Source organism: Pseudonocardia spirodelae, assembly GCF_037727765.1.
Taxonomy (GTDB): domain Bacteria; phylum Actinomycetota; class Actinomycetes; order Mycobacteriales; family Pseudonocardiaceae; genus Pseudonocardia; species Pseudonocardia spirodelae.
The window spans coordinates 68,251-85,252 of the sequence record NZ_JBBJUP010000008.1; the positions used below are offsets into that span (position 1 = coordinate 68,251).

Here is a 17,002-nt window from a genome sequence, read left to right on the forward strand (position 1 = left end):
GTCAGGCCGCGACCCGCTCGGGCTCGCGCGCCGCGACGGACGGCGCCGCGGCCCGGCCGGCCCGGCGGTCCTCCCGGCGCGCGACGACGAGCAGCCGCAGCCCGTTCAGGCACACCAGCACCGTCGACAGCTCGTGCCCGGCGACACCGACGACCAGCGGCAGCGTCCCCACCAGGTCCCAGGCGACCAGCACGACGATCACCGCGGAGGCGAACGCCAGGTTCGCCCGGGCGATCCGGCGCGCCCGGCGGGCCAGGGCGACCAGCGGGGCGAGCTGGCCCAGCGGGTCGCGGGTCAGCACGCCGTCGGCCGCCTCCAGCGACAGCGCGCCCGCGCCCTCCGAGACGACCAGCCCGACGTCGGCCGAGGCCAGCAGCGGTGCGTCGTTGATGCCGTCGCCGGCGGCGAGCACGCGCCGCCCGCGGGCCTGCTCGGCGCGCACGACCTCCACCTTGTCCGCGGGCAGCAGCCCGGCCCGGACCCGGCCGAGCCCGAGCCGGTCGGCGAGCACCCGGGCCGGGCGCTCGGCGTCGCCGGTGAGCACCTCCGGCTCGCCGCCGACGACCCCGCGCACGCCGGCGAGGGCGTCCGCGGCCCCGGGGCGCGGCTCGTCGGCGAGCCCGACCACCCCGGCCACCACCCCGTCGACCAGCACGACGACGGCCGTGCGGCCCGCGTCCTGCAGCTCCGCCACGCCGGGCACCGGTCCGGCACCGGCGAGCTCCGGGCGCCCGACGGTGACCTCGTGCCCGCCGACGACGGCCCGCACCCCCTCGCCCGGGATCGCCGCGAACCCCTGCGCGGCGGGCAGGTCGAGACCGCGCTCCAGCGCGTGCGCCCGCACGGCACGGCCGAGCACGTGCTCGCTGCCCGCCTCGGCCGCACCGGCCAGGGCCAGCAGCCCGTCGGCGTCGCGGCCGCCGAGCGGGGTCACCGACACCACCTGCGGGCGGCCGGTCGTCAGGGTCCCGGTCTTGTCGAGCACGACGGTGTCGACCTCGGCCAGCGCCTCCAGCACGGTGACGTCCTTGACCAGCGTCCCCCGCCGTCCCGCGACGGCCACCGCCGCGAGCAGCGGCGGCATGGTCGCCAGCACGATCGCGCACGGCGAGGCGACGATCATGAAGACGATCGCGCGCAGCAGGGTCTCCTCGAACGGGGCGCCGAGCAGCAGCGGCACCGCGAGCAGCAGCACCGTCGCCGCGACGACCAGGACCGAGTACCGCTGCTCGACGCGCTCGATGAACAGCTGGCGGTGCGCCTTGGTCTCCGCGGCCCGCTCGACCTGCGCCGCGACCCCCGCGACGACGGTGTCGGCGGCGTCGCGCGAGATCCGGACCCGCAGCACGCCGGTGCCGTTGACGGTGCCGGCCAGCACGGCGTCGCCGGGGCCGGTGCGGACCGGGACGGGCTCGCCGGTCAGCGCCGAGGTGTCGACCTCCGAGACGCCGTCGGCCACCGTGCCGTCGCCGGGGACGCGCTCGCCCGGCCGCACGACGACGGTCCGCCCGGCCACCAGACCGGCCGCCGGGACGGTGCGCTCGGTGCCGTCGTCCTCGACGACGGTGGCGGTCTCCGGCGCCAGGTCGAGCAGCGCGTCGATGCTGGCCCGGGTGCGGGCGGTCATCACCGACTCCAGCGCGCCCGACGTCGCGAAGATGACGATGAGCAGCCCGCCGTCGAACCACTGCCCGATCGCCGCGGCGGCGACGGCCGCCACGACCATCAGCAGGTCGACGTCGAGCTTGCGCTCCCCGAGCGCCCGCAGACCCTCGACCAGTGGCTCCCACCCGCCGAGCACGTAGCAGGCCACGTACAGCCCGACGACGACCGCCGGCGGCGCGCCGAGCAGGTCGGCACCCAGCGCGGCCAGGAACGCGAGCAGGGAGGCCCCGGCCCAGCGGACCTCGGGGAGGGACAGAGCGGATCGCATGCGCAGCACAGTACCTGCGCATACACGAAGGTGCGAAGTCAGCCATCCACGTACTGAGACGCTGGACCATCCGCGCAGTCGCGCAGGTATCGTGGTGGCGTGCACGAGTCCATTCCCGGCTTCGCGATGCCGCCCGAGGACGAGGTCCGCCGGGTGGCGGACGCGATGCGCATGCTGTCCGACCCGACCCGGGTGAAGATCCTCTGGGCGCTGCTGCAGGGCGAGTCGTCGGTCGCCTGCCTGGCCGAGCTCGTCGGCGCGGCCCCCACCGCGGTGAGCCAGCACCTGTCCAAGCTGAGGCTGTCCGGACTGGTCGAGAACCGTCGTGAGGGGACCTTCGTCTACTACACGGTCGAGGACCCTGCGGTGCGCGACGTGCTGCAGCGCATGCTCGGACGGAGCCCCGCGACGGCCGGATAGCCCCCCGCGGGACGGGGCGGTCCGGCCGCACCGGCGTGCGGACGGCCCCCGGCGCCGCAGGGCGCTGGTTCCGCTGCGAGCGGAATCCGGCGACCGCCGCCGCCGGGGCCCCTACGGTGCGACCATGAGCACCCCGGAGCCGCTGTGGCGGCACGCGCTGGGCCGCGAGCTGCGACGCCGCCGCCACGCCCGCCGCGAGACGCTGGCCGGCACCGCCGCCCGGGCGGGGGTCTCCCCCCAGTACCTGTCGGAGGTGGAGCGGGGCCGCAAGGAACCGTCCAGCGAGATGATCGCCGCCGTCGCCGGGGCGCTGGGGACCGGTCTCGCCGACCTGACCCGCGCGGTCGCCGACGATCTCGCCGCGCCGGCGCCGGGCCGTGCGCCGGTGGCGCGGGGCGCGGACCGCACGGCGTACGCGCTGGCCGCCTGAGCCCGCTCACCGGGCCTCGCGCGGACGCGGCGGCTGCGGGGCGAGGACGGTGTCGACCAGGCCGTCGTCGCGCGCCCCGGTCGCGGTGAACACCCGGTCGTGGTCGGTGTCGGCCCGCAGCCGCTCGACGCTCTGCCCGGTGTGCTCGGCCAGCACGTTCTCCATGTCGGCCCGGATCCGGACCAGCTCGTCGGCCTGCAGGATCAGGTCCGGGATCGTGCCGCGGCCCTGCGCGGCGGGCTGGTGCAGCACCACGCGGGCGTGCGGGAGCGCGGCGCGCCGCCCGGGCGTCCCGGCCGCGAGCAGCACCGCGCCCACCGAGACGGCCTGCCCGATGCAGGTCGTCGCGACCGGGCACCGGACGTGGCGCAGCGTGTCGTAGATGCCGAGCATCGCGCTCGGGTCCCCGCCGCCGCAGTTGACGTAGAGCTGCACCTCGCGGTCGGGGTCGTCGGCCTCCAGGAACAGCAGCTGCGCGATCAGGGCGTTCGCGACGCCCGCGTCGACCTCGGTGCCCAGGTAGACGACCCGCTCGGTGAGCAGGTGGGAGTAGACGTCGAGGATGCGTTCGCCGCCCGGGGTGCGGGCGATGACGTTGGGGATCGTGTACGAGGCCACCGCGCTCACCGCCCCGCGCCGAAGCCGGCCGGGACCGCGCCGCGCCGGGGCACGACCTGGTCGAAGCGGTCGACGACGGCGTCGACGAAGCCGTAGTCGAGCGCCTCGGCGGCGGAGTACCAGCGGTCGTGCAGCGAGTCGGTGAACACCCGCTCGACCGGCTGGCCGGTGTCGGCGGCGATCAGCCCGAGCACGGTGTCGCGGGTGTGGCGCAGGTCGTCGGCCTGCAGCTCGATGTCGACGGCGGTGCCGGCGATCCCCGCCGAGCCCTGGTGCATCAGGACCCGCGAGTGCGGCAGCGCCCGCCGCTTGCCCGGGGTGCCCGCCGACAGCAGGAACTGGCCGGCGCTGTAGGCGATGCCGAGCACGAGGGTCGAGACGTCGCACGGCACGAGCCGGAACAGGTCGCGCAGCGCCAGCATCGCGGGCACCGAGCCGCCCGGCGAGTGGATCCAGAAGGCGATGTCGCTGTCGGGGTCGCGGGTGGCCAGGGCGACGACCTGGGTCGCGAGCAGGGTGCCGTTGTCGTCGTCGAGCGGCCCGTCGAGCACCACGACGCGCTGGTCGTAGAGGTCACGGCGGGCCCGGTCGTCGAACCGGGGGGTGCGGGGTGAGTCGCTCATGGCCCCACCGTGGCCGCCGGTGCGGCCGGTCCGCGCGCGGTTCTGCTGCGGGCAGCTCCGCGCAGGGCGAACGCGCCCGCCGGGTCGGCGGCCCCGCCGGGTCAGACGGTGCCGCGACCGGTGCGGGAGGGGTCGGACAGATCGGCGAACACGTCGTCGCGGGCCCGCGGGTCGCCCGGCTCGTCGCCGTGGATCAGCCGCCGCAGCGCCTCGCGGGCCGTGGCCTGCGGGTCCGCCCCGGGGCCGGTGCCGGCCGTCGGGCCGGGACCGGCGTCGAGGTAGGGCCGCGGTCGCGACGGCGGCGGCGCGTCGACGGCCGCGGGTGCCGCCGGGGCCGGGCGCGGGGCCGGTGCGTGCGCCCCGGGCGGCGGGGCGACCGGGTCCGGCGACGGCCACGACGGCACCGGTGGCGTCCCCTCGGGGCTCCGGTGCCGCGCCGTCCCCGCCGCCGCGACCGGGTCCACGGGGACCGGGGCCGGGGCCTGCACCGCGACCGGGGCCGGGGCGGCAGCCGGGGACGGGACCCCCGGGTTCCCGGTCGCCGCGACGACGATCCGGTCCCCCGCCGGGGTCGTGCCGGCGTCCACCGGGGCCACGGCACCCGGACTCTCGGGCAGGTGCGCCAGCGCCGCGGCCAGGTCGTCCACCGGCAGCGGGCGGGTACGGGTCACCATCAGCGCGACCCGCCCGGTCAGCGGGACACCGGGCCAGCCCCGGGCGGCCAGCGCCAGCCGCTCGCCGACCCGGTCGCACAGCCCGGCCAGATGGCGCTCCGACGCACCCGGCACGACCAGCGCGAACCGGCGCGCCGACAGGCGCAGCGCGGCCTCGACCGGGCCGAGCGGCTGGGTCATCGCGGCCGCGACCTGGTGGGCGGCGAACCAGGCGGCGCGGTCGTCGTCGTGGACCACCGAGTCGTCGAGGCCGGGCAGGTCGAACAGCGCGAGGCCGACGGGCAGCGTCTCCGGGCCGGCGGGCCCGGCGAAGCGGTCCAGTGCCTCCGCGGTGGGCAGCCCGCTGGCGGGGTCGAGGGCGGCCGCGGTGCGCGCGGCCGCCGCGTGCCGGGCGTCGGCGAGCTGGGCCCGCAGCGCGCGGGTCCCGGCCCGGGCCGAGAGCAGGCGGTCGATCATGTGGTTGAGCGAGGTCGTCGCCCACGCCTCGCCGGTCGTGCCGGCCGAGGCCGCCGGGTCCCCGCCGGTGGCCATCGAGGCGGCCAGCAGCCCGTCGACGGTGCGGCGGACGGCGTCGGGCAGCCGGTCCCCCAGCGCGAACCGGAGCCGGGCGAGCTCGGTGCCGGCCTGGGCGCGGGAGTAGCCCCAGCGCCCGAGGAACACCCGTCCCGCCTCGCCCTGCTCGCGCGGGTCGCGCTCGTGCTGGTCGGTCGCCACCAGGAACGCGCCGGCCTCCGGCCCGACGGCCACCACGCTCCACTCCTGCGCCAGCGGCTCGTCCGGATCGAGGAGGACCGGGTGCACCCCCTCGGGCACGTCGTGCGCCGCGCCCTCGGCGAAGGCGACGACGACGTGCAGGCCCGCCCGGGCCATCCGCGCGTAGACCTCGCGCTCGCGGTCGAAGAACCGCAGCCGCTGGAACAGCGCGACGACGACCGTCGGGTCGGTCCGCGGGCCGGACATCACCGCCCGCTCGATCGAGTGCGACAGGTGCACCAGCAACCGCTTCGACGACGGCTCGGGGCGCGCGCCGGACGCCCGTTCCCAGGCCTCGCGGCGGCCCTCGGACAGCCCGTCGACGTAGGCCTGCTCGGACGCCACCCGGACGGCGTGCGCGAGCGGTCCCTCGGTCATGGTCGGCCTCCCCGGCTCGGCGGTCGGCGCACCGGCCGGTCGCGCGGGCCGGTACGCCGTGTGCCGACCCAACAACCGTCCGTGGCCTGCGGCAACCGGGGGACGGGGTCCTCCGGCGGGACCGCACCCGCCTGCGACCAGCGGCGATGCACCCCCGGCGCGGGCGCGTGCCGGGCCGAGCGGGCCGGGGGGAACGACGAGCGGCGCGCGGCGCCCGCGACACCCCGACCGCGCCACCCGGACGGCCCAGCGGGGTCACCGGGCGTGTCCGTCACCCCGGCTCCCGGCCACCCGTCCGGTCCCGGCGGGCCTCAGCCGTCGAGCGCGGCGACCGCCTGGCGGGCGGCGACCGGGTCGGACGCGCCGCAGGCCGCGACCGCCCGCTCCCGGCACTGGGCCACCGTCAGCGAGGCCAGGTTCGCGCCGACCGCGGCGAGCGCGCCGGACCCCATCGACAGGCTCGCGACGCCGAGCCCGACCAGCACCGGCGCGAGCGCCGGGTCCGCCGCGGCCTCGCCGCACACGCCGACGGGCACACCGGTACGCGCCGAGGCCTCGCCGAGCAGCCCGATCAGCCGCAGCAGCGCCGGCTGCCACGGGTCGTTCAGCGCGGCGACCGGGCCGGACTGGCGGTCCGCGGCGAACAGGTACTGGGCGAGGTCGTTGGTGCCGACCGAGACGAAGTCGACCTCGGCCATGATCTCGTCGGCGGTGAGCACCGCGGCCGGGATCTCGATCATGACGCCGGCCTGCGTGATGCCGTGCGCGCGGCAGCGCTGCACGAACCAGCGGGCCTCCTCGGCGGTGGCGACCATCGGGGCCATGACCTTGAGCTCGACGCCGGTCTCCTTCGCCGCCGCGGCCAGGGCCGCGAGCTGGCGGTCCAGCACGCCGTCGCCGTTGCCGGGCACGCGGGCGATGCGCAGGCCGCGCACGCCCAGCGCCGGGTTGGGCTCGCCGTCCAGGGACAGGAACGGCAGCGGCTTGTCGGCGCCGGCGTCCAGGGTGCGGGCGGTGACCGGCCGGCCGGCGAACGCCGCGAGGACCGCGGTGTAGACCTCGCGCTGGGCGTTCTCGGTCGGCTCCTCGGCCGCGGAGAGGAACGCGAGCTCCGTGCGGAACAGGCCGACGCCCTCGGCGCGGGCGTCCGCGGCCTTCGTCGCGCCCGGGCCGTCGCCGACGTTGGCCAGCACCGGGACGACCCGCCCGTCGGCGGTGCGGCCGACGCCGTCCCACTCGGCGGTCACCGACGCGGCCGCGGCGAAGGCGGTGGCCTCGTCGAGCGTGTCGACCTCGCGGACCTCGCCGGTGCCACCGTCGACGGTGAGCGCGGCACCCTCGGCCAGCGTCGTCGCGCCGGCGCAGCCGACGACCGCGGGGATGCCCAGCGAGCGGGCCAGGATCGCGGTGTGGCTGGTCGGGCCGCCCTGCTCGGTGACCAGCGCCAGCGCGACGCCCGGCTGCAGGCCCGCGGTGTCGGCCGGGGCCAGGTCGGTCGCGACGAGCACGGCCGGCGCGTCGAGGTCGGCGACGCCCGGCGCGGGCAGGCCGAGCAGCTCGGCGACGATGCGGTCGCGCACGTCGTGGATGTCGCGGGCGCGCTCGGCCATGTAGCCGCCCATCGAGGACAGCATCTCGGCGAAGGAGTTCGCGGCCTCCCACACCGCGCGCGCCGCGGGGCGGCCCTGCCCGGTGACGAGGTTCTCCGCGTTCTCCAGCAGCGCCGGGTCGCCGACCATCGACACGGTCGCCTCCAGCACCTCCTTCGCGTCGCCGGAGACGGTCGCGGCGCGCGCGGTCAGGCGCTGCGAGACCAGCTCGACGGCCGGCGCGATGCGGGCGGCCTCCGCGGCGGCGTCGGCCGGGGCCGGACCGGCGGCCGGCTCACCCGGCGGCTCGGCGACGCGGACGACGCGACCGCCCGCGCGGCCGGGGCTCGCGGGGATTCCGTTCAACGTGCTGGGCATGTGTGGCTCCCGGGGTTACTTCGACGTGACCCGTTGACAAACACAGTAAAACCCACATACTCAGACACAAGCAAGCATCGAAGCGGGAGCGAACAAAGATGTACGCAGCGGAGCGTCAGCAGTGGCTGCTCGACCGGACCCGGGACCGGGGCCGGGTCGACGTGGCCGCTGTCGCCGAGGAGCTCGATGTCACCCCCGAGACCATCCGACGGGACCTCGGGACCCTGGAGCGCCAGGGTCTGGTCCGCCGGGTGCACGGCGGGGCGATCGCGTCGGACCTGCTGAACTTCGAACCGGGCGTGGGCCAGCGCGACACCCAGTCCGGCGCGGAGAAGGAGCGGATCGCCAAGGCCGCGCTCGCCGAGCTGGGCAACGCGGCGACCGTCCTGCTCGACGCCGGCACCACGACCTCCCGGCTGGCGACCGCGCTCCCCCGCGAGCGCGACGTCACCGTCGTCACCAACTCGCTGCCGATCGCGACCTCGCTGGCCGGGCGCCCGAACGTGGTGCTGCGGCTGCTCGGCGGCCGGGTCCGCGGGACGACCCTGGCCACCGTCGACGACTGGGGGAAGGACGCGCTCGAGGGGCTCACCGTCGACGTCGCCTTCCTCGGGACCAACGGCTTCTCCGTCGCCCGCGGTCTCACCACGCCCGACCCGGACGAGGGCGCGACCAAGCGGGCCATGCTCCGCTGCGCCCGCCGCACCGTCGTCCTGGCCGACGCGAGCAAGTTCGGCTCCGACCAGTTCGTGCGCTTCGGCACGCTGGCCGAGGTCGACACGCTGATCACCGACACCGGCCTCGACGCGGCGGACGCCGCCGCGATCGAGGCCGCCGGACCCAAGGTGGTACGCGCATGACCCCCCGCCCCGTGCCCGCGCGACCCATGTTCGTGACGGTCACGCCCAACCCCAGCCTCGACCGGACCATCCAGCTGCCGCACCTGGTGCGCGGCGAGGTGCACCGCGCCGAGTCGGTCCGGCTCGACCCGGGCGGCAAGGGTGTCAACGTCGCCCGTGCACTGGCCTCGGCCGGGCACCGCGCCGTCGCCCTGATGCCGTCGGGCGCCACCCCGGGCGAGCGGCTGGCCGCCCTGCTGGAGCCGACCGACGTCACGACGGTCACGGTGCCGGTCGCCGAGGCGACCCGGGTGAACATCACCCTGGTCGAGCCGGACGGCGTCACCACCAAGATCAACGAGCAGGGGCCGCGGCTGTCGGCCGACGAGGTCGCCGCGCTGATGGACCGGGCGTGCGCCCTGTCCGCCGGCGCCACCTGGCTGGTCGGCTGCGGGTCGCTGCCGTCCGGCGTCGACCCCGGCTTCTACGCCGAGATGATCCGCCGCAGCCGGCGCGCCGGGCTGCGGATCGCCGTGGACACCTCGGACCTGCCGCTGCACCACGCGGTGGCCGCGGCCCCCGACCTCGTGAAGCCCAACCACGCCGAGCTGGCCGAGCTCGTCGGGCGCCCCCTGGGCAGCCTCGGCGACGTGCTGCCGGCCGCCCGCGAGCTGCGCGCCCGCGGGATCGGCGCGGTCCTGGTCAGCCTGGGCGCCGGTGGCGCCCTGCTGGTCGACCGGTCCGGCGAGTACCACGCACGGACCCCTCCGATCACCGTGCTCAGCACGGTGGGCGCCGGCGACTCCACCCTGGCCGGGTTCCTGGCCGCGGGCGGGGAAGGACCGGACGCCCTGCGCCACGCCGTCGCCTACGGCGCCGCCGCCTGCCGACTGCCCGGCTCCGCCGCGCCGGGCCCGGCCGACATCCGTATCGACGACGTCGAACTGGCACCCACGCCGGACGTCACCCTCGCCCTCACCGGAGATGCCGCATGACTGCCCTGATCACCGCTGATCTGGTCGACCTCGACGTGCCGTCGGCCGACCGCAGGACCGCCGTCGCCGCGCTCGCCGAGCGCCTGGTGAAGGCCGGTCGGGTCACCGATCTCGACGCCTTCCTCGCCGACATCGAGGCCCGCGAGGCGCAGATGCCGACCGGCCTGGAGGGCGGCATCGGCATCCCGCACTGCCGCTCCGCGGCCGTCACCGAGCCGACGCTGGCCTTCGGCCGCGCGCCGGGAGGTGTCGACTTCGGCGCCGAGGACGGGCCCGCCGACCTCATCTTCATGATCGCCGCCCCCGAGGGCGGCAACACCGACCACATGACGGTGCTGGCCGCGCTGGCCCGCCGCCTGGTCCGTGCCTCCTTCAAGAACGAGCTCCGCAACGCCACCGACCCGGCCGCCGTCGCGACCTTCATCCAGCAGGAGGTGGGAGCATGAAGCTCCTCGCCGTCACCGCGTGCCCCACGGGCATCGCCCACACCTACATGGCCGCCGAGGCCCTCGAGGTCGCCGCAGAGGAGGCGGGCCACGAGATCGTCGTCGAGACCCAGGGCTCGGCCGGCTCGACGCCGTTCACCCAGGCCCAGCTCGACGAGGCCGACGCGATCATCCTCGCCGCCGACGTCGAGGTCCGGGACAGGGAGCGCTTCGCGCACCTGCCCACCGTGACCTCGCCGGTCAAGAAGGCCATCGGCGGGGCACCGGGCCTGATCGAGCAGGCCGTCGCCAAGGCAGCCGAGCAGCCGAAGGGCTCCGCCGCCGCGGCCGTCCCGGCGCAGCGCGGCGAGTCCGACATGGCGGTCAAGAACTTCGGCTCCGGCTTCGGGTCGCGGCTGCGCGGCTGGCTGATGACCGGCGTCTCCTACGTCATCCCGTTCGTCGCGGCCGGCGGTCTGCTGATCGCGCTGGGCTTCGCGCTCGGCGGCTACCAGATCACCGAGGCCCCCGACGTCGTCTCCTTCAACGACGACGGCGTCGCCTCGGTCGTGTTCGACCCGGGCGCCCTGCAGTCCTGGGCCGCACTGTTCTTCCAGGTCGGCGGTCTGGCCTTCGGCTTCCTCGTCCCGGTCCTGGCCGGCTTCATCGCCTACGCGATCGCCGACCGCCCGGCCCTGGTGCCCGGTTTCGTCGGCGGCATGATCGCCGTCCAGACCCACGCCGGGTTCCTCGGCGGCCTGGTCGCCGGTCTGCTCGCCGGTGCGGTCATCTACGGCCTCAAGCTGTGGCAGCCGCCGCGCGCCCTGGCCGGGATCATGCCGGTGCTGGTGCTGCCGCTGATCGGCACCGCCGTGGTCGGCGCGATCATGTTCCTGGTCGTCGGCACACCGCTGGCGGCCGCGACCACCGGCCTGACCGACTGGCTCAACGGCCTGTCGGGCACCAACGCGATCCTGCTCGGCGCCCTGCTCGGCCTGATGATGGCCTTCGACATGGGCGGCCCGGTCAACAAGGCCGCGTACGCCTTCGCCGTCGCCGGGCTGTCCACCGGGTCGGAGACCGCGCTGATGATCATGGCCGCGGTGATGGCCGCCGGCATGACCCCGCCGCTGGCGCTGGCGCTGGCCACCGCCGTCCGCAAGAACCTGTTCACCAAGGTCGAGCAGGAGAACGGGCGTGCCGCCTGGCTGCTGGGCGCCTCCTTCATCACCGAGGGCGCGATCCCGTTCGCCGCGGCCGACCCGCTGCGGGTCATCCCGTCGATCATGGCCGGTTCCGCGGTCGCCGGGTCGCTGTCGATGGCCTTCGGCTCCACCCTGCGGGCCCCGCACGGCGGCATCTTCGTGGTCCCGCTGATCGGCAACCCGTTCGCCTACCTGCTCGCGATCGTCGCGGGCACCCTGGTCTCGGCGGTGCTGGTCGTGGCCCTGAAGTCGGCCCGCCGCACGCCGGCCGAGGCCACGCCCGCCCCCGCCACCGCCCCGGCAGCCGCCGCGCCGGTCGCCGGCTGACCCACCCCCCGAGAGGAGCACCGCCATGGCCGAGCGCCGTGTGAAGGTCGGTTCGTCGGTCGGGCTGCACGCCCGCCCCGCCAACCTGTTCGTGACCGCCGCGAAGGAGCAGGGGGTGAAGGTGCGGATCGGGACCGCCGACGGCGAGCGCGGCCCGGTCGACGCCGCCTCGATCCTGTCGGTGATGGGGCTGGGTGTGCGCTCCGGCGAGGAGGTCGTACTGACCTCCTCCGACGACGAGCAGGGCGAGGCCGCCGTCGCCGTCCTGGCCGAGCTGCTGGAGCAGGACCTCGACGCGACCTGACCCCGCGCACGACCCCGACGCCCCGCCGCGCCTCCCGCGCGGCGGGGCGTCCGGCCGTCCGCACCCCGATCCCGCGGCTCAGTCCCGCAGGACGGTCACCCCGCGGGCGGGCAGGGTCCCGGCCGGGCCGGCGAGCACCTCCGCCGCGCCGAGCGGCCCCAGGTCGACGGGGGCGTCGGTGCGGTTGACCAGGAACCGGAACCCGTCGCGACGGACCAGCTCGACCCGCCCGGCCAGCTCACCGGGCAGCTCCGGCGCGACGCCGGCCGCGGCGAGCAGCCGGCGCAGCAGCGGCGCGCGGTCGGCGAGCCTGGTCGGCACGTAGGTCGCCGAGCCGTCCCCGACCGGGCGCCGGGTCAGCGCGGGCAGCCCGGCGAGGTCGGCGGCGCCGGGGTCGGTGCCGCCGCCCGTCCAGCGGGCGAGCACCTCCACCGCCGGGTCCACGACCTGCACGGCCTCGCTCCACAGCTCGCCGGTCGAGCCGTCGTCGAGGGTCACGGTGGCGCCGGGGTCGAGCGGGGCGAACTCCTCGACCCGCACGCCCAGCAGCTCGCGCAGCGCGCCCGGGTAGCCGCCGAGGACGGCGTGCGCGTCGTCGTCGACGGTGCCGGAGAAGTAGGTGGTGACCAGGTGCCCGCCGCCGCCGACCCAGGCGCTGAGCGCGGCCGCCCGCTCCGGGCCGACGACGTGCAGCACCGGCGCGACGACCACCTCGTAGCCGGACAGGTCGGCGTCGGCCGGGACGACGTCGGCGCGCACCCCGCAGTCGAGGAACGCCCGGTACCAGCCCAGCGCCTCGGCCTTGTAGCGCAGCTCGGTGGTGGGGGTGAACGGCTGCTCCGAGGCCCACCACGACGGCCAGTCCCACAGGACCGCGGCCCGGGCCGGCACCCGTCGCGCCCCGGCCACCGGTGCGAGGTCGCGCAGCGTCGCGCCGAGCGCGGTGACGTCGCGGAACAGCGCCGAGTCCGGCCCGGCGTGCGGCACCATCGCCGAGTGGAACTTCTCCGCGCCCGCCGCGGACTGGCGCCACTGGAAGAAGCACAGCGCGTCGGCGCCGTGGGCGAGGTGGGTGAGGGTGTCGCGGGCGAGCTCACCGGGCCGCTTCGCGCGGTTGACCGGCTGCCAGTTCACCGCCGACGTCGAGTGCTCCATGAGCCACCACGGGTGCCCGCCGGCGAGGTTGCCGGTGAGGTTCGCCGAGAAGGACAGCTCGTCGCGGGCCTGCGGCCCGGGGAACACGTAGTGGTCGTTGGCGACGATGTCGACCTCGCCCGCCCAGCTCGCGTAGTCCATCCCGCTCGTCTCGCCCATCACCATGAAGTTGGTGGTGACCGGCACGTCCGGGGTGAGCTCGCGCAGCAGGTCGCGCTCGGCGCGCAGGTGGTCGAGCAGCGCGTCGGAGGAGAACCGGGCGAAGTCGAGCAGCTGGGTGGGGTTCGGGTGGGTGCCCGGCCCGACCCGGGCCGGGGTGCCGATCTCCTCCCAGTCGCCGTAGTGCTGCGACCAGAACGCGGTGCCCCAGGCGTGGTTGAGCCGGTCGAGGTCGCCGTAGCGCCCGCGCAGCCAGACCCGGAACGCGGCGCGCGCGTCGTCGGAGTGGTCGTGGACGTGGTGGCAGCCCAGCTCGTTGGAGACGTGCCAGGCGGCCAGCGCGGGGTGGTCGCCGAAGCGGCGGGCCAGGGTCTCGACCAGGGCGAGCGCGTGCCGCCGGAACACCGGCGAGGTCGGCCGGTAGTGCTGGCGCCCGCCCGGGGAGATCGTCCGCCCGTCGGCGTCGACCGGGAGGATCTCGGGGTGGAGCCGGTGCAGCCACGGCGGGGGCGACGCCGTCGCCGTCGCCAGGTCGGCCGCGATCCCGTTCTCGTGCAGCAGGTCGAGCACGTCGCCCAGCCAGCCGGTGTCCCAGCGGTCCGGCGCGGGCTGCAGCAGGGCCCAGGAGAAGACGCCGACCGTCGCGACGGTGACCCCGGCCTCGCGCATCAGCGCGACGTCCTGCGCCCAGACCGCGCGCGGCCACTGCTCGGGGTTCCAGTCGGCCCCGAACTCCAGGCGGGGACGGGTGGCGCCCGGGGTGGGGCGCAGCCAGCGAGTCATCGGATGCCCTCTCGGCTCGGGATGTCGGCGGTGCCAGTGTGCCCCACGGATGTTCGGAGTAGTGCGGGTGTGTGTGAGTCTGTGCGGACCGTGGGGCGTGTTTCCCCGGGGTAACGGTCGGCCGTCAGCGATGGCACCGGCCCGAGCGGGCGGGCGGGGGACGATGCCGGTCGATCCCGTTCCCGACGACGCGAGCGGCCCGTCCCACAGCCGCGCCACCGCGCGGAGAACCGGAGCGCCGACCGTGACCCCCTCGGAGACCACCGCACTCGCCCCCGACTCGCTGACCGCGCACTCGGGCGTCGTCAGCGAGACCGAGCAGAAGGCGCTGCGGGCCGACATCCGGCGGCTGTCGACGATGCTCGGCGCGACGCTGTCCGACGAGGCGGGCCCCGAGGTCCTGGAGCTGGTGGAGCAGGTCCGGCGGGCGGCCCGCGACTCCGCGCGCGGCGAGGCGGGCCCGGACGTCGTCGCGGCCCTGCTCGACGGCATCGACACCGGCACCGCGGTGCTGCTGGCCCGGGCGTTCTCGCAGTACTTCCAGCTCGCGAACGTGGCCGAGCAGCTGCACCGCTCCCGCGAGCTGCGCGAGCTCCGCCCGGCCGACGCCCGCCCGCTGCGCACCGTCCTGCGCCGGCTGGCGACCGAGGCCGACCCGGACGAGGTCGCCGACGTGCTCGCCCGCGCCGAGCTGCGCCCGGTGTTCACCGCGCACCCGACCGAGTCCACCCGGCAGTCGGTGCTCGGCATCCTGCGCCGGGTCGTCGACGCGCTGGACGCGGGCGCCCCCGACGAGGAGCTCGCCGCGCTGGTCGACCTGCTCTGGCAGACCGACGACATCCGCCCCGGCAAGCCGATGGTGATCGACGAGGCCCGCAACATCGCCTGGTTCGCGGCCCGGCTCGGCGAGCGCACGGTCCCCGACCTGCTCGGCGAGTTCGCCCGGGAGGCCGCCGACGCCGGCCTGACGATCCCCGACGACGCCCGCCCGCTCGTCCTGGGCTCCTGGGTCGGCGGCGACCGCGACGGCAACCCCAACGTCACCCCGTCGGTCACCCGCGAGGTCCTGGAGCTCAACGCCGACCGGGCCATCCGCATCCAGGCCGCGCTGGTCGAGAAGCTGATCTTCGAGCTGTCGGTGTCCACCCGGGTCATGGGCGTCTCGGAGGAGCTGCGCGGCTCGCTGGCCCGCGACCGGCGCGCGCTGCCCGCGGTGCACGACCGGTTCATCCGGCTCAACGCGCACGAGCCGTACCGGCTCAAGCTCAGCTACGTCGCGGCCCGGCTGGAGAACACCCGGGCCCGGATCGCGTCCGGGGCGGCGCACGAGCCGGGCGTCGACTACCTCGGCTCGGCCGGCTACCTGGACGACCTGCTGGTCGTCGACCGGTCGCTGCGCGGCCACCACGGCACCCGCATCGCCGGCGGCACCCTGGCCAGGGCGATCCGCTCGGCCCGCTCGGTGGGCCTGCACCTGGTCGAGCTGGACGTGCGCGAGCACTCCGAGAAGCACCACGCCGCCCTCGGCGCGATCTTCGACGAGCTCGGCGAGCTGGAGAGGCCCTACGCCGAGCTGACCCGCGACGAGCGCCGGGAGCTGCTCTCGCGCGAGCTGCGCGGCAAGCGGCCGCTGTTCCGGCGCCACTACGGCGTCCCGGAGGCCGCCGCACCGGTGCTGGAGCTGTTCGACACCGTGCACGCGCTGCAGCACGAGTTCGGGCCCGAGGTCATCCGGACCTACATCATCTCGATGGCCCGCGACGTCGACGACCTGCTCGCCGTCGCGGTGCTGGCCCGCGAGTCCTACATGGTCGAGCTCGGCGACGAGCCGCGCTCCTCGATCGACCTGGTGCCGCTGTTCGAGACCGTCGAGGAGCTCTCCCGCGCCGGGGAGCTGCTGGAGGGCCTGCTCGCCGACCCCGGGTACCGGCAGCAGGTCCGCAACCGCGGTGACCTGCAGGAGATCATGCTGGGCTACTCCGACTCCAACAAGGGCGCCGGGATCACGGCCTCGCAGTGGCAGATCCACCGGGCCCAGCGCCAGCTGCGCGACGTCGCCGCCGAGCACGGGGTACGGCTGCGGCTGTTCCACGGCCGCGGCGGCTCCGTCGGGCGCGGCGGCGGCCCGGCCGGTGAGGCGATCGCGTCGGCACCGTTCGGGTCGGTCGACGCCACGATGAAGCTCACCGAGCAGGGCGAGGTCATCTCCGACAAGTACTCGCTGCCCAGCCTGGCCCACGACAACCTGGAGATCCTGCTCGCGTCGATGCTGGACGCGTCGCTGCTGCACCAGGCCTCGCGCTGGCCCGCCGACACCCTGGAGCGCTGGGACGAGGTCATGGACTGCGTGTCCGGCGCGGCCACCGAGACCTACCGGGCGCTGGTCGGCGACCCGGGTCTGCCGCTGTTCTTCACCGCGGCGACGCCGGTGGAGGAGCTGGGCCGGCTCAACGTGGGGTCGCGGCCGTCGAAGCGGCCGGGGCAGGGCGAGCCGACCCTGGACGACCTGCGGGCGATCCCGTGGGTGTTCGGCTGGACGCAGACCCGGATGGTCGTCCCCGGCTGGTACGGCCTCGGGTCGGGCCTGCGGGCCGCCCGCGAGGCCGGCTACGCCGACGAGCTCGCCGGGATGCGGGAGTGGGCGTTCTTCCGGAACCTGATCGGCAACGTCGAGATGACCCTGGCCAAGACCGACCTGCGGATCGCGTCGAACTACGTCGCGACGCTCGTCGACCCCGAGCAGCAGGGCCTGTTCGAGCGGATCCGCGCCGAGCACGAGCTGACCCGGCGCGAGCTGCTCGCGGTCACCGGGGAGGACCGGCTGCTCGCCCGGCACCCCGTGCTGCGCGGGACCCTCGAGGTGCGCGACACCTATCTCGAGCCGCTGCACCACCTGCAGGTCGAGCTGCTGGCGCAGCGGCGGGCGGCGGGCGACGAGCCGGATCCGGACCTGGAGCGGGCGCTGCTGCTGACGATCAACGGCATCGCGGCCGGGATGAAGAACACCGGCTGAG

Annotated in this window: 14 protein-coding genes; 8 read left to right on the plus strand and 6 right to left on the minus strand. The window is 76.2% G+C overall.

Annotated elements, in window-relative coordinates; genetic code table 11:
• Position 1: 1 nt before the first annotated feature.
• The gene (locus WJX68_RS11640) at positions 2–1,933 is read right to left on the minus strand and encodes a heavy metal translocating P-type ATPase (protein WP_340289493.1); all 1,932 of its coding nucleotides are present in this window, start codon (positions 1,931–1,933) and stop codon (positions 2–4) included.
• Between the two features lie 99 nt (positions 1,934–2,032).
• Here WJX68_RS11640 and WJX68_RS11645 point away from each other — a divergent pair, with 99 nt between their 5' ends.
• Together WJX68_RS11645 and WJX68_RS11650 are read left to right on the plus strand one after the other, a co-directional pair.
• Positions 2,033–2,353 (plus strand): ArsR/SmtB family transcription factor, encoded by a 321-nt coding sequence (locus WJX68_RS11645; protein ID WP_340289496.1) that lies wholly within the window; start codon positions 2,033–2,035, stop codon positions 2,351–2,353.
• Between the two features lie 124 nt (positions 2,354–2,477).
• On the plus strand, positions 2,478–2,783 hold the full coding sequence (locus WJX68_RS11650) for a helix-turn-helix domain-containing protein (RefSeq protein ID WP_340289499.1): 306 nt from the start codon (positions 2,478–2,480) through the stop codon (positions 2,781–2,783).
• 6 nt (positions 2,784–2,789) lie between these two features.
• Here WJX68_RS11650 and WJX68_RS11655 read toward each other — a convergent pair whose 3' ends face one another.
• The 4 genes from WJX68_RS11655 to ptsP form a co-directional block, all read right to left on the minus strand.
• Entirely contained in the window at positions 2,790–3,401 is a 612-nt protein-coding gene (locus WJX68_RS11655; RefSeq protein WP_340289502.1) for a ClpP family protease, read from the minus strand.
• Positions 3,402–3,406: 5 nt separating this feature from the next.
• Positions 3,407–4,024 (minus strand): ClpP family protease, encoded by a 618-nt coding sequence (locus WJX68_RS11660; RefSeq protein WP_340289505.1) that lies wholly within the window; start codon positions 4,022–4,024, stop codon positions 3,407–3,409.
• 101 nt (positions 4,025–4,125) lie between these two features.
• Positions 4,126–5,829 (minus strand): DICT sensory domain-containing protein, encoded by a 1,704-nt coding sequence (locus tag WJX68_RS11665; protein ID WP_340289508.1) that lies wholly within the window; start codon positions 5,827–5,829, stop codon positions 4,126–4,128.
• Positions 5,830–6,140: 311 nt separating this feature from the next.
• Positions 6,141–7,796: a phosphoenolpyruvate--protein phosphotransferase gene (gene ptsP, locus WJX68_RS11670; protein ID WP_340289511.1), complete on the minus strand. Its 1,656-nt coding sequence runs from the start codon at positions 7,794–7,796 to the stop codon at positions 6,141–6,143.
• A 98-nt stretch (positions 7,797–7,894) separates the two neighbouring features.
• Between ptsP and WJX68_RS11675 the strand changes: the two genes are divergently transcribed.
• Genes WJX68_RS11675 through WJX68_RS11695 form a run of 5 tightly spaced genes read left to right on the plus strand, consistent with a single transcriptional unit; the run spans position 7,895 to position 11,891 of the window.
• Positions 7,895–8,656: a DeoR/GlpR family DNA-binding transcription regulator gene (locus WJX68_RS11675; RefSeq protein WP_340289514.1), complete on the plus strand. Its 762-nt coding sequence runs from the start codon at positions 7,895–7,897 to the stop codon at positions 8,654–8,656.
• Positions 8,657–8,682: 26 nt separating this feature from the next.
• A complete protein-coding gene (gene pfkB / locus WJX68_RS11680) occupies positions 8,683–9,630 on the plus strand; it encodes a 1-phosphofructokinase (protein WP_340289934.1) in 948 nt (315 codons plus the stop codon).
• A complete protein-coding gene (locus WJX68_RS11685) occupies positions 9,627–10,076 on the plus strand; it encodes a PTS sugar transporter subunit IIA (RefSeq protein ID WP_340289517.1) in 450 nt (149 codons plus the stop codon). Before pfkB ends, WJX68_RS11685 begins: the two co-directional genes overlap by 4 nt.
• Positions 10,073–11,587, plus strand: a complete 1,515-nt coding sequence (locus WJX68_RS11690) for a PTS fructose transporter subunit IIC (protein ID WP_340289519.1) — start codon at positions 10,073–10,075, stop codon at positions 11,585–11,587. The genes WJX68_RS11685 and WJX68_RS11690 overlap by 4 nt, the downstream gene beginning before the upstream one ends.
• A 25-nt stretch (positions 11,588–11,612) precedes the next feature.
• The gene (locus tag WJX68_RS11695) at positions 11,613–11,891 is read left to right on the plus strand and encodes an HPr family phosphocarrier protein (RefSeq protein ID WP_340289522.1); all 279 of its coding nucleotides are present in this window, start codon (positions 11,613–11,615) and stop codon (positions 11,889–11,891) included.
• A 78-nt stretch (positions 11,892–11,969) separates the two neighbouring features.
• Here the strand turns inward: WJX68_RS11695 and WJX68_RS11700 are convergent, their stop codons facing one another.
• Positions 11,970–13,988, minus strand: a complete 2,019-nt coding sequence (locus WJX68_RS11700; RefSeq protein WP_340289525.1) for a beta-galactosidase — start codon at positions 13,986–13,988, stop codon at positions 11,970–11,972.
• 244 nt (positions 13,989–14,232) lie between these two features.
• On the opposite strand from WJX68_RS11700, the gene ppc reads away from it, so the two are divergent.
• Positions 14,233–17,001, plus strand: coding sequence for a phosphoenolpyruvate carboxylase (ppc, locus tag WJX68_RS11705; RefSeq protein ID WP_340289528.1), 2,769 nt, complete (start codon positions 14,233–14,235; stop codon positions 16,999–17,001).
• Position 17,002 lies beyond the last annotated feature (1 nt).

Excerpts from the sequence above, each read along its gene's own strand:
- WJX68_RS11675 (WP_340289514.1), top strand. The coding sequence starts at position 7,895 with ATGTACGCAGCGGAGCGTCAGCAGTGGCTGCTCGACCGGACCCGGGAC.
- WJX68_RS11695 (WP_340289522.1), top strand. The coding sequence starts at position 11,613 with ATGGCCGAGCGCCGTGTGAAGGTCGGTTCGTCGGTCGGGCTGCACGCC.
- WJX68_RS11700 (WP_340289525.1), bottom strand. The coding sequence starts at position 13,988 with ATGACTCGCTGGCTGCGCCCCACCCCGGGCGCCACCCGTCCCCGCCTG.
- WJX68_RS11640 (WP_340289493.1), bottom strand. The coding sequence starts at position 1,933 with ATGCGATCCGCTCTGTCCCTCCCCGAGGTCCGCTGGGCCGGGGCCTCC.
- WJX68_RS11690 (WP_340289519.1), top strand. The coding sequence starts at position 10,073 with ATGAAGCTCCTCGCCGTCACCGCGTGCCCCACGGGCATCGCCCACACC.
- WJX68_RS11685 (WP_340289517.1), top strand. The coding sequence starts at position 9,627 with ATGACTGCCCTGATCACCGCTGATCTGGTCGACCTCGACGTGCCGTCG.
- WJX68_RS11665 (WP_340289508.1), bottom strand. The coding sequence starts at position 5,829 with ATGACCGAGGGACCGCTCGCGCACGCCGTCCGGGTGGCGTCCGAGCAG.
- pfkB (WP_340289934.1), top strand. The coding sequence starts at position 8,683 with ATGTTCGTGACGGTCACGCCCAACCCCAGCCTCGACCGGACCATCCAG.
- WJX68_RS11660 (WP_340289505.1), bottom strand. The coding sequence starts at position 4,024 with ATGAGCGACTCACCCCGCACCCCCCGGTTCGACGACCGGGCCCGCCGT.
- ptsP (WP_340289511.1), bottom strand. The coding sequence starts at position 7,796 with ATGCCCAGCACGTTGAACGGAATCCCCGCGAGCCCCGGCCGCGCGGGC.
- WJX68_RS11650 (WP_340289499.1), top strand. The coding sequence starts at position 2,478 with ATGAGCACCCCGGAGCCGCTGTGGCGGCACGCGCTGGGCCGCGAGCTG.